This window comes from Cognatundibacterium griseum (assembly GCF_014284195.1).
Classification (GTDB): Bacteria; Pseudomonadota; Gammaproteobacteria; order Burkholderiales; family Burkholderiaceae_D; genus Undibacterium; species Undibacterium griseum.
Genome location: NZ_JACOGC010000003.1, coordinates 357,815 through 369,427, shown reverse-complemented (window position 1 = coordinate 369,427; position 11,613 = coordinate 357,815). Strand labels below are relative to the sequence as shown.

The 11,613-nt window shown below is 56.9% G+C and carries 10 protein-coding genes; 7 read left to right on the top strand and 3 right to left on the bottom strand.

Features of this window, described 5'->3' with window-relative positions; all coding sequences use genetic code 11:
- Positions 1-84 precede the first annotated feature (84 nt).
- Entirely contained in the window at positions 85-654 is a 570-nt protein-coding gene (locus tag H8K27_RS09975; protein WP_186863015.1) for a YIP1 family protein, read from the bottom strand.
- A gap of 342 nt (positions 655-996) precedes the next feature.
- Here H8K27_RS09975 and H8K27_RS09970 point away from each other — a divergent pair, with 342 nt between their 5' ends.
- Positions 997-1,395, top strand: coding sequence for a MarR family winged helix-turn-helix transcriptional regulator (locus H8K27_RS09970; RefSeq protein WP_186863014.1), 399 nt, complete (start codon positions 997-999; stop codon positions 1,393-1,395).
- Positions 1,396-1,416: 21 nt separating this feature from the next.
- Here the strand turns inward: H8K27_RS09970 and H8K27_RS09965 are convergent, their stop codons facing one another.
- Both H8K27_RS09965 and H8K27_RS09960 read right to left on the bottom strand, forming a co-directional pair.
- Positions 1,417-2,508 carry an FAD:protein FMN transferase gene (locus tag H8K27_RS09965; protein WP_222610642.1) on the bottom strand — a complete coding sequence of 364 codons (1,092 nt, stop codon included), beginning with the start codon at positions 2,506-2,508 and terminating at the stop codon, positions 1,417-1,419.
- 70 nt (positions 2,509-2,578) lie between these two features.
- Complete coding sequence (locus H8K27_RS09960) at positions 2,579-2,983, bottom strand: c-type cytochrome (RefSeq protein ID WP_186863013.1); 405 nt, start codon at positions 2,981-2,983, stop codon at positions 2,579-2,581.
- Positions 2,984-3,377: 394 nt separating this feature from the next.
- On the opposite strand from H8K27_RS09960, the gene nosZ reads away from it, so the two are divergent.
- The 6 genes from nosZ to H8K27_RS09930 all read left to right on the top strand — a co-directional run bounded on the left by nosZ (position 3,378) and on the right by H8K27_RS09930 (position 11,608).
- Positions 3,378-5,300, top strand: coding sequence for a TAT-dependent nitrous-oxide reductase (gene nosZ, locus H8K27_RS09955; protein WP_186863012.1), 1,923 nt, complete (start codon positions 3,378-3,380; stop codon positions 5,298-5,300).
- A gap of 178 nt (positions 5,301-5,478) precedes the next feature.
- Positions 5,479-8,043 carry a 4Fe-4S binding protein gene (locus H8K27_RS09950; protein WP_230419193.1) on the top strand — a complete coding sequence of 855 codons (2,565 nt, stop codon included), beginning with the start codon at positions 5,479-5,481 and terminating at the stop codon, positions 8,041-8,043.
- On the top strand, positions 8,040-9,311 hold the full coding sequence (locus H8K27_RS09945; RefSeq protein WP_186863010.1) for a nitrous oxide reductase family maturation protein NosD: 1,272 nt from the start codon (positions 8,040-8,042) through the stop codon (positions 9,309-9,311). Before H8K27_RS09950 ends, H8K27_RS09945 begins: the two co-directional genes overlap by 4 nt.
- Positions 9,286-10,245, top strand: a complete 960-nt coding sequence (locus H8K27_RS09940) for an ABC transporter ATP-binding protein (protein ID WP_186863009.1) — start codon at positions 9,286-9,288, stop codon at positions 10,243-10,245. Before H8K27_RS09945 ends, H8K27_RS09940 begins: the two co-directional genes overlap by 26 nt.
- Positions 10,246-10,256: 11 nt before the next feature.
- Positions 10,257-11,069 carry an ABC transporter permease gene (locus H8K27_RS09935; protein ID WP_186863008.1) on the top strand — a complete coding sequence of 271 codons (813 nt, stop codon included), beginning with the start codon at positions 10,257-10,259 and terminating at the stop codon, positions 11,067-11,069.
- A gap of 8 nt (positions 11,070-11,077) precedes the next feature.
- Positions 11,078-11,608 carry a nitrous oxide reductase accessory protein NosL gene (locus H8K27_RS09930; protein ID WP_186863007.1) on the top strand — a complete coding sequence of 177 codons (531 nt, stop codon included), beginning with the start codon at positions 11,078-11,080 and terminating at the stop codon, positions 11,606-11,608.
- Positions 11,609-11,613 lie beyond the last annotated feature (5 nt).

Below are 11,613 nucleotides of genomic sequence, written 5' to 3'. Positions count from 1 at the left end.
AATGGCAGTCTGCCACCGGCAGGCGGCGCAGATGCCTGCCGGACAGATCAAAAAAACCGGATATGAAAGATTGCTCAACGGTGATTACAACATCAGCGGTAGCGCCACGAAACCGCACAGCATGATCCAGACCACACCGCCGAAGGAAAAAATCTGATAGCTCATCGCCTGAGCATCAACCGTATCTTCCATTTTCAGAATCGCATACAGGCCGTGGTACAGCACACTGGCAGCCAGCATCAGCCCCATGATCACGCAGGCAATCACCAGCCACAGATCCGCGGAGAGTAAGCCCAGGCTCGACAGCCACATCGGCACTGCCGTGATGCTCGCCAGCAGGAAACTGTCTTTGAAATCCAGTGTGACCCGATGATCTGCCGCCATCCTGCCGATGAGCCAGCCCATCAGCGGTACGCTGAGTAACTCCATCACGAAGAACACGGCGGCCACTTCCTGCCAGCGCAGATAAGGGGCGCTGACCCAGTACAGACCGGCATGATGGCTGCCTGCATACAGCAATGCCAGCGGTGGTATCAGCGAGCATGGCAGAACCAGCAGCACAAAGCTGCGGATCACGGACGGGTGGATACGGGCAACTGTGTCCCAGCCGCCATGAAAAGAGAAAGGCATTTTTCCCAGATTCAGCAGATTCATGATGTCTTGTCCTTGTGAGGTGGCAGGAATATTGTCGCCGTACGCGGAGGTGGTGATTCGCTGATCCGCCGCCCTGGCGGTTGACTGATGCAGCAGAGTGCGCCGGTTCCAATATAAAGATTCTGTTATCGGTGCCGGACAGCGCCGGTCGCCGATGAACCGAATTTATATCAATCTATGATATAAATCGGAAAAGTCAAGAAAACCTGGAATCCATACAATGAAACCGGAAAAAAGGAAGCGCGCAGACTGCCCAGGCAGGTGGATGCAGACCGCGCAGGCGAGGAAATATCTGCGCTATGATGACTGCCTGCTTCCGATCAACTTTGCCGGGTGTTTCCGATGACGTCGCCATTGACTAAAAATGATTTTGAAATGCTGGCTGCTTTCCGGTATCAGCTCAGACGCTTCCTGCGTTTCAGTGAAGAGGTGGCGAGCCAGCGCGGCATTACCGGATTGCAGTACCTGCTGCTGTTGCAGATACGCGGTTTTCCCGGACGGGAATGGGCCACCATTGCCGAGCTGGCAGAGCGTCTGCAATCGCATCATCATGGCGTTGTCGCACTGGTCAGCCGCTGCGTGAAAGCGGGGCTGATTGAGCGCCGTCCCGGGCAGCAGGACCGGCGCTGCGTGGAAATTCACCTGACGTCAAAAGGTGCGCAGCTGGTGGCTGAACTGGCGCAGCTGCATCATGTGCAGCTGGCGGAAGTCAGGCAGGTCCTGCGTTTGCTGAACGCCTGAGCCGCTGCAACCGTCGTCGTCTCAGACTGCCTGCAGACGCTGTTGCATCCCGGCGGATAACCAGATACTCTGACCGGCACCGGCACCGGCACCGGCACCGGCACCGGCACCGGCAATCAGCGCATCGGTGCGCGGCATGCCGGCCAGCTGTCTGCGGCCGGTTTCTGCACCTGCCACCATGATGGCGGCACCCAGACCGTTAATCTCACTGAGCTGCTCACTGACCAGCACAACGCCATGCGGTCCGTGCGCCGGGTAGCCGGTTTTCGGGTCGAGAATATGGTGCATGCGCTGTCCGTCATGCATGAAATACCGTTCATAGTCACCGGACGAGGCGACGAAGCCGCGATGCAGCGCAATGCTGCCCAGCAAACGTTCCGGCTGGTGCGGGTCGCGCAGGCCGATGCGCCACGGCCGCTGGTCTGGCGGGCTGCTGACCAGCACATCGCCGCCGCCATTGATCATGGCATGCCGTACACCGTGCTGTTGCAGAACGTCCATGCCAGCTTGCAGGATCGGCAGCTTGGCAATACCGCCCAGATCGAGCCGCATACCGCGTTGCGTCAGGTAAGCCGTGCTGCGGCGCGGATTCAGAATCAGATGCTGCGCATTAACCAGCGGTAACTGACGGGCGATCTGTACCGGTTCCGGCAGATGCGGATGCGCAGGATCGAAATCCCAGTCGCAGAGGGAGCCGACCGTCGGGTCAAACTGTCCGGGGTTACGCTGCGCTGCCTGCCTCGCCATCAGCAATACCTGCATCAGTTCTGGCGGCACGGCCACTTCGTGCAGGCCCGCTGCCAGCTGAATCGCGTTCAGCGCGCTGTCAGGACGATAGCGGCTCATCATCGCTTCGAGCCGCGCCATTTCGCGCAATGCCGCATCCGCGGCATCGGCCAGGGCAGACGGATCCTTGCCGTGCAGCGCCAGATCCAGCTGCGTTCCCATCAGCGGGCGGCTGACCTGATACAGATCTGGTGCGGCAGGTGTTGCCGCGCGGGCAGAGGGCAGCATCAGGCCGCAGGCCAGTAACGGCAACGCCAGCGCCAAGCGGCGGCGTCCGGCTTGAATCGGCGGAGATGCCGGCCGAGATATCAGCTGAGATTCGGACATGATGACTCTTGTACGGTAAATGAAAAAATGATGATGCCCTGTGAACCGGAGTTCACAGGGGCGCGGCAGATCAGCGTGACTGATCGACCATGTAGTTCACACCGGCCTTGACTTCATCATCGGTCAGCGCAGGCGCGCCGCCGCGTGCAGGCATCTGGCCTTTGGCGCCGCTGAAACCTTCCATTGCATGCTTGTACAGCGTGTCCATGCCCTGTGCGATGCGCGGTCCCCAGTCTGCTTTGTCGCCCGGCTTCGGCGCACCGGCCACCCCGGCTGCGTGACACATGGAGCAAGTGTTACCGAATACAGTTTTTCCGACTTTGTTTTCAGCCGGTGCGGCGGGCGCAGCCGCTGATGCGACTGCTGCAGGCGGGGTGGAGGCGGATTCTGTTGCAGGTGTTTCCGCTGCTTTCTGACCGCAGCCAGCCAGCACGGCAAGGCTGATGCTGGCGAGAACGAGTGAAGCAATTTTCATCGTGAGACTTTCTCAAAAAAATTAAAAAATACAGCGCATCCGGCGCGCTTCGTCATTGGCGGGCAACACCCGGCAAACCATGCGGAAGGCTGCAGCGGGCGGCGGTTTTTTTCGCAAATTACTGGGCGTCAGGCAGCAGCGATGACGACAGAAAAAAAAGGAAAAACCCTGCCCGGAACAAGCATCTGTTGTTCAGTGCAGCGATGTTCTCACAGCGCCATTGGCAAAAATATGACTTGCGTCAAGATTTTCAAAACTCAGCGGCACCGACGGGGAGCGTGTTGATATACCTCAATCACGCATTCGCCTGATCCCGCAATATCTGCATCGGTCAAAATTTATCAACGAGGCCATTCGCGAGAAAAGGGAGCGGCCGTTTATTGGGGAACTTGTCATGAGTCAGGATCAAAAACCGACAACAGAAAATGCGTTGGCGATGGGGCGTCGTAAGTTCATGAATACGGCAGCCCTGGCCAGTCTGACTGGCCTGGTGGCATGCAATAACAAATCCGGCGCGTCCGCTTCCGCAGAGGCTTCCGGCAGCGCCAGTGCGGCAGCGCACAGCGCCGCCGATGTGACTCACCTGAAACCGGGTGAGCTCGATACCTACTACGGTTTGTGGAGCGGCGGCCATTCCGGCGATATGCGCGTGCTGGGCTTGCCGTCCGGCCGTGAAATTCACCGCATCCCCTGCTTTGTGCCGGATGCGCTGGTTGGCTGGGGCATCACCAATGAATCCAAGAAAGTCATGGGCACCAGACCCGATGGCAGCCTGAAATACAACGTCGCCGACACCCATCACACCCATGCTTCCTACAAGGACGGCAACTACGATGGCCGCTACGCCTGGATCAACGATAAGATCAATGCGCGCGTTGCCCGTATCCGTCTCGATTACTTCATCTGCGACAAGATCACCGATCTGCCGAATGTGCAGGGCTTCCACGGCATTTTCCCAGATAAGGCTGATCCGGTGGATGAAAAAATCAACTACACCACCCGCGTATTCTGCGGCGGCGAATTCTCGATTCCTCTGCCGAATGCCGGTATCGAAGACGGCAGCAAATACCGTTCCCTGTTCACCTGCGTGGATGCAGAAAGCATGGAAGTGCGCTGGCAGGTGCTGATCGATGGTAACTGCGATCTGGTGGCGACGTCGTATGACGGCAAGCTGGCAGCGACCAATCAGTACAACACCGAAATGGGTGTGCATTATGAAGACATGATGGCGGCGGAACGCGATGCCTGCCTGTTCTTCAACGTGGCGCGTATCGAAGCGGCAGTCAAGGCTGGCAAATTCAAGACGATCGGTGACTCTAAAGTACCGGTGGTGGATGGTACGCATGCAGCGAATAGCGATCCGAAAACCGCATTGACGGCTTATGTCAGCGTTCCGAAAAATCCGCACGGCGTGAACGCCAGCCCGGATGCCAAATACTTCATCTGCGCCGGTAAGCTGTCTCCGACTGCCACGGTGATCGAGCTGGCGAAAGTGCTCGACTGGTTTGATGGCAAGCTGGAAAAAATCGATGATGCCATCGTAGCGGAAGTTGAGCTGGGTCTGGGCCCATTGCATACCGCCTTCGATGGCCGCGGCAATGCCTACACCACGCTGTTCCTGGACAGCCAGGTTGTGAAATGGAATGTTGATGCAGCGATTAAATTCCACAAAGGCGACAAGAACGCGAAATATGTGGTTGACCGGATTGACGTGCAATACCAGCCGGGTCACCTGAATGCCTCGCAATCCGAAACCCGCGCCGCAGACGGTAAATATCTCGCCGTCGGTTGTAAATTCTCGAAAGACCGTTTCCTGCCGGTTGGCCCGCTGCATCCGGAAAACGAGCAGTTCATCGATATCTCCGGCGAAAAAATGGTCTTGCTGGCCGACCATCCGGTACGGGGCGAGCCGCATGATTTCATCATCTTCAAGCGCGATCTGCTGCGTCCGAAGCAGGTGTACAACCTGGATGATTTCCCGCTGGCAGTCAAAGATCCGAAAGAGTCCGGCGTATTCCGCAACGGTAAGAAGGTGACGGTGAAACTGACTTCGCAGGCGCCGGCATTCAGCATGCGCGAATTCAAGCTGAAAAAAGGCGATGAAGTCACCCTGATCCTGACCAATCTGGACAAGATCGAGGATCTGACGCACGGTATTGCGATTCCCAAATACAACGTGCAGTTTGTGGTGAATCCGCTGGAAACAGCTTCGGTGAATTTTGTGGCGGATAAGCCCGGCGTATTCTGGCTCTATTGCACCAACTTCTGTCATGCCTTGCATCTGGAGATGCGCACACGCATGATCGTCGAGGGCTGATCGTCCATTGAGGCGGAAAAACAGACCGGAAACTGTTTTTCCGCTGCATGGCCGGAGCTGCGTTACCGATTCCGCAGGGAACAATATGTACTTACTTTGCAAGAGCTTAGCGGTCAGAGATGTGCGTGATTTTGCGTACCGTCTGGCCGCATTTTTTTTCCTTCTGGGCAGTTTGCTGATGATGGCGCCACGGGCGCAGGCAGGGGCTTATGAAGCGAAATTGCCGGATGATCTGCATACGGCAAAAGATTTATGCGCGCTGGTGCCATGTGCCGATGTATTCCCGGCCGCCAGCAGTTTTTCTCCCCGTATGGGGCAGCCGCCGTATGTGGAAGCCTACGGCACGGCAGAGGCCGGTAAAAAGAAATTACTCGGTTATGTGATGCTGTCGACCGATATCACCGATACGCCGGCCTATTCAGGCAAGCCGGTGGTCACGCTGATCGGTATGGATGTCACAGGACATTTCACCGGCATTAAAGTGTTAAAACATTCCGAGCCTATTTTGCTGCTCGGTATTCCTGAATCGGCATTGCTGAAATTTAACCAGCAATATGTCGGTAAATCGGTCACCGACAAAATCGAAGTCGGTCAGACCAGAGCCGATGAAGGCGTGCTCGGTGTGGATGCGATTTCCGGTGCCACGGTGACGGTGATTGCGCAGAATCAGGTGCTGATGACTTCCGGCGCGGCGGTCGCGCGTCAGGTCGGCATCATGGCGCCGGTGGTGCGGGAAGCGGCGCATTATGCCGTCACCGGCCAGCATTACAGCTGGGAACAACTGGTGAAGGAGGGCGCGCTGCAAAAGGTACAGGTGAAAAATGAACAGCTTGGCCTGGAACACAGCGACACACCGTTCATCGAGCTCTGGTTTGGCGATCTGAATCATCCTGATATCGGACGCAGCCTCCTGGGCGACAACAGCTGGAATAATCTGCACAGTCAGTTAAAGCCGCATGAGCATGCACTGTTCGTGATACGCACAGCGGGTAAGGAATCGTTTAAAGGCTCCGGTTTTGTACGCGGCGGCATCTACGACCGGGTGCAGGTGAAGCAGGGTGGGGATTCGTTTACTTTCCGCGATCTGGATTATCTGAATCTGTACGGCATTGCCGCAGATGGTGCGCCGGCTTACACGGAATCGGCGATCTTTGTGATCCGCTCCAAGGGATTTTCGGCATCGTATCCGTGGAAACTTTCCTTTCTCGGCAACCGTATTGACCGCGCTACCGGCAGCAAGAGTTTTACCAGTTTCGATACGGCTTACTGGATGCCTGCCAGTTATCTGGAAGGCGGCCGGCCACAGATAGAAGAGGCGGCAGCACCCTGGGTGCGGGTATGGAAATCCAAAGCGCTGGAGATAACCCTGTTTGCCCTGCTGTTAGTGGCGGTCAGCGTGGTGTATGCATTCCGGGAAAAACTGACCCGTCTGTCCACCCACAAGAACAAATGGCCGGTCAATGCCTTCAAATACAGTGCCTGGGCGCTGAGCATCGGTTTCGTCGGTTTCGGTGCGATGGCGCAGCCTTCGATTACGCAGGTGCTGACCTGGTTCCATGCACTGCTGTTTCAGTGGACCTGGTCTTTATTTCTGACGGATCCGTTTATTTTCCTGTTCTGGATTTTCATCATTGTCACCGTGTTCCTGTTCGGACGCGGGCTGTTCTGCGGCTGGATGTGTCCGTTCGGTTCTTTATCCGAAGCCATGTACAAGCTTGGTGGCCTGATCGGACTGAAGCGCTTTCAGGGACATCTGCCGCGTGTCTGGCATGACAGGCTGAAATGGGTCAAGTACGGGATTTTCTTTGGTCTGCTCACGATATCGGTGTTTTCGATGGGACTGGCGGAAATGCTGGCAGAGGTGGAGCCGTTCAAGACCACATTCCTGGTCGGCATCAGCCACCGCGCCTGGCCTTATGGTCTGTTTGTCTGCACCTTGCTGGGGCTGTCGCTGTTCATTGAACGTCCTTACTGTAAATACATCTGCCCGCTGGGCGCATCGCTGGCGATGCCGAGCACCTTCCGCTGGTTTGGCCTGCGCCGCAAACAGGATTGCAACAGCTGCAAAGCCTGCGCCGTGGGTTGCGGCTCGCTGGCGATTGATGCTGCAGGACGGATCGATCACCGCGAATGCCTGCACTGCCTGGATTGCATGGTGCTGTACACCGATGTCAAAGCCTGTCCGCCGCTGGCCAAAGAGCGAAAACGGCGTGAGCGCGACGGACTGGAAATCACTGCCATCGGCCGTGACGGCTACTTTATTCCGATTCATCCGGTATCGGTCGATACGGTGAATACCGTCAGCACAAAACAGGGACCCGATCCGCGCATGCCGACCGATCCGGTCGCGCCGCCGCATAAGGCTGGTGCGCGCGGTCTGCGCTGGCTGTGGCTGGAATTGCGCGACCATCTCTGGCCCTGGAGTGCTGAAGGATGGGCATCCCAGAAGGCCTTGCAGATCGCCGGTTTATCGCTGGCGCTGGCAGTCAGCCTGGCCTGGTTACTGGCGGCGATGGGGCGCTTGTCGTCGGCAGCGATTATCGGCTGGTGGTTTGGCTGGAGTGTGTATGAGGTGCTGATCCGTCTGTCCGGGCGACGCTATGTGAAAGACGGCCCATGGTGGCAGGCTAATTACCGCTATGCCAGCGTGATGGATATGCTGAGTTATGTCGGCTTTAAGAATCTGCTGATTGGCGCGGTCTTATTCCTGACGCTCAAGACACTGGGATTGCTGCTGGTATGAAATACCATTACCGGATCAGCTGGCTGCTGACTGCCGCGTTGCTCTGCGGCCCGGCGCAGGCTGCGCTGATCCGGGTGCATGCCGGACAATCCGTTCAGCAGGCAGTCCGCAGCGCAACCGCGGGCGATGTGCTGGAACTCGAGCGCGGGTTGTATCAGGAAAATCTCGTGATCGATAAGCCGCTGACGCTGCGCGGAATTCAGCATCCGGTCATCAGCGGCGGATTGCACGGCGACACGATCCGGGTACAGGCGACCGACGTCACCCTGCAAGGATTGCAGGTCCGTGATTCGGGAGACAGTCTCAAGGATCAGAATGCCGGGATTTATCTCTGGCCGGGTTCGCACCGCGCTGCCGTGCTGGATTGTGACCTGAGCTATAACCTGTTTGGGTTGTGGATAGAAAAATCTGATCAGGTACGCATTGAGGGTAATGTCATCACTGGCAAGCGCGACTATGCTTCCTCGCAGCGCGGCAATGGCATTCAGCTGTATAACACGACAGGGGCGCAGATCATCGGCAACAACATCAGCTTTGTGCGCGACGCTTTGTATGTGGATGTCTCGCACCATGCGGTGTTCCGGAAAAATCGTCTGCACCACAGCCGCTATGGCACGCACTACATGAATTCCAATTTTAATCTGTGGGAAGACAATGACAGCTACTACAACCGTGGCGGTCTGGCACTGATGGAGGTGCGCGACAACGTGGTCAGAAACAACCGCACCTGGGGAAATTCCGATCACGGCATCATGTTGCGCACCGCGCAGGATTCGGTGATTGAAAACAATGTGGTGGCGGGGAATCAGCGCGGTTTATTTATCTATGACGTCGAGTACACCACCATCCGGAATAATCTGGTGGTGGACAATTTTGTCGGCGTCCATATTTCTGCCGGTTCGACCCGCAATGCAGTTGAAAACAATGACTTCATCGCCAATCGTGAACAGGTTCGCTACGTCGGCGCCCGTGACGAACGCTGGGGCCGCAAGGAAGGAAATTACTGGAGTAATTATCTGGGCTGGGATCGTGACGGCAACGGTATCGGCGATGTGCCCTATGAAGCCAACGACATCGTCGACCGGCTGACCTGGCAATATCCCGGTATGAAGCTGCTGCTGGCGAGTCCGGCACTGCAGGCGCTGCGCCTGCTGGGGCAACAGTTTCCGGTATTGCGGGTGCCGGGTATCGTCGATCCCAGACCGCACATGCAGGCAAATCACAAAGAATGGAGTACATGGCATGGCAAGCATTTCCCCGGCCACTGATTCTGATGGCACCCGCGGCGATGACACACTGATTCATGCCAGCGGCATTAAAAAACATTACGGCGCAGTGCATGCCGTTGACGGTGTTGATCTGGAAGTCCGGCAAGGTGAGATTTTCGGACTCATCGGTCATAACGGCGCAGGCAAGAGCACCCTGTTCAAAATGATGCTCGGACTGATTCCTCCGACTGCAGGCCAGATGCTGATCTGCGGTACGGCAACCAGCAGCCGGGCATTTCGTGCCACCCGGCGGCAACTGGGTTATCTGCCGGAAAATGTGGTGCTCTATGACAATCTGAGCGGGCTGGAAACGCTGCGCTTTTTTGCGCAGCTCAAACACGCACCGCAGGCACAGTGCAGCACCATCTTGGAGCGGGTCGGGCTGGCGCAGGCGATGCAAAGACCGGTGCGCGATTATTCCAAAGGTATGCGGCAACGTCTGGGATTTGCGCAGGCTTTGCTGGGAACACCACGGTTGTTGTTTCTCGATGAGCCGACCAATGGTCTTGACCCACAGGCGATCCGTGATTTTTACGCAACCCTGCATACGCTGCGCGATCAGGGCGTCAGCATCATCATTACTTCTCATATCCTGGCCGAACTGCAGGAAAGGGTTGATCGTCTGGCGATCATGGCAGGCGGAAAAATTCAGGCCAGCGGCACGGTCCAGCATCTGCGCGAGCAGATGCAGATGCCGCTGCATCTGGAAATCCGTTGCAGCGCGCACATAGGCCAGCGCGCCGCACAACTGACTGCGCATTTGCCGCAGGTAAGGTGGAGTGCGCAGGACGATAGCGGTAGCTGGCAGCTGAGCTGTCCGCGCGCCGACAAAATGGCTGCGCTGGCTGCGCTGATGACGCTGGGATCGGATTTGACTGATCTGAGTGTGCGTGAATCATCGCTTGAAGATGTTTTTTTTGGTTTGTCGGACTAAGGGACAGGAAGATGGAAATTGCTCAAATTCTGACCCTCGCGTTCAAGGAATTCCGCGACCGTATCCGCAACCGCTGGGTGCTGGCAGTTGCATTGGTATTTACCGTTTTTTCGCTGGTGATCACTTATTTCGGCGGTGCGCAACAAGGGCAGATCGGCCTGCGCTCGATTGAATTCACGATTGCAAGTCTGGTCAGTCTGGTGATTTATCTGATCCCGCTGATTGCCTTGCTGCTGGGGTTCGATGCCATTGTCGGTGAGCGTGAGCGCGGTTCGCTCGACCTGCTGCTGGCATTGCCGATTACCCGTCTCGAAATCCTGTTAGGCAAATATCTCGGCCTGGCTGCGGCACTCAGCCTGTCGACCTGCAGCGGATTTGCGCTGGTCGCTGTCCTGCTGTTCCAGCAGTTTTCCTGGGGTGGTTTGTATCACTATCTCGGCTTTGTCCTGACATCAGTTTTGCTGGGGCTGGTGTTTCTCAGCCTGGCGGTCTGCGTCTCGGTGCTGGCCCGCGAGCGGACTCGCGCTTCAGGCCTGGCGATTGCGCTGTGGTTTTTCTTCGTGCTGGTGTTTGATCTGTTATTGCTGGGCGGGCTGGTGGCCACCGGCGGCGCATACGGCGGTGATATTTTTGCTTATCTGCTGCTGCTTAATCCGGCAGATGTATTTCGCATCCTGAATGTATTTTCGCTGGAAGACATGCGCGGGCTGTATGGCCTGAACAGCATTGTTCCGGCCATGCTGGCGCAGCCCTGGCTGCTGACGACGGTCATGCTGGGCTGGATCGTGCTGCCGCTGGCAGTCGCGCGCTGGAGATTTAAATAAGGAACATCATGAATGCAATCAATCACAAACGACGCGCCGTACTGCTGACGGCGGTGATGCTGGGAATCCTGCAAGGATGCGGAGAGAAAAAAATAGAGCAGTCCGTGACGCCGCTGGAGATCGATCCGCGCACCACCTGCGATCTGGACGGTATGTTGCTGTCGGACTTTCCCGGTCCCAAGGCGCAGGTGTTTTATGCGGGACAGAATAATCCGGTATTTTTTTGCGATACCGTTGAACTGTTTCATACCCTGCTGGCGCCGGAGCAGGTCAGGAAAGTGCAGGCAGTTTATGTGCAGGATATGGGTAAGGCGGACTGGGAGCAACCGCAGGGAAACTGGATTGATGCGAATGCCGCTTACTACGTATTTGGCAGCCGGCGGCGCGGATCAATGGGAACAACGATTGCGAGTTTTTCACAGGAGAGTGCTGCCAGCCAGTTTGCAACCCAGTGGGGCGGCCGGCTGTTGCGTTATGCCGATATCCGCGCTGAGATGGTCGATCTGAGCGGCGGTGCGCTGCACGACAGCAAGATGTAGCAGAC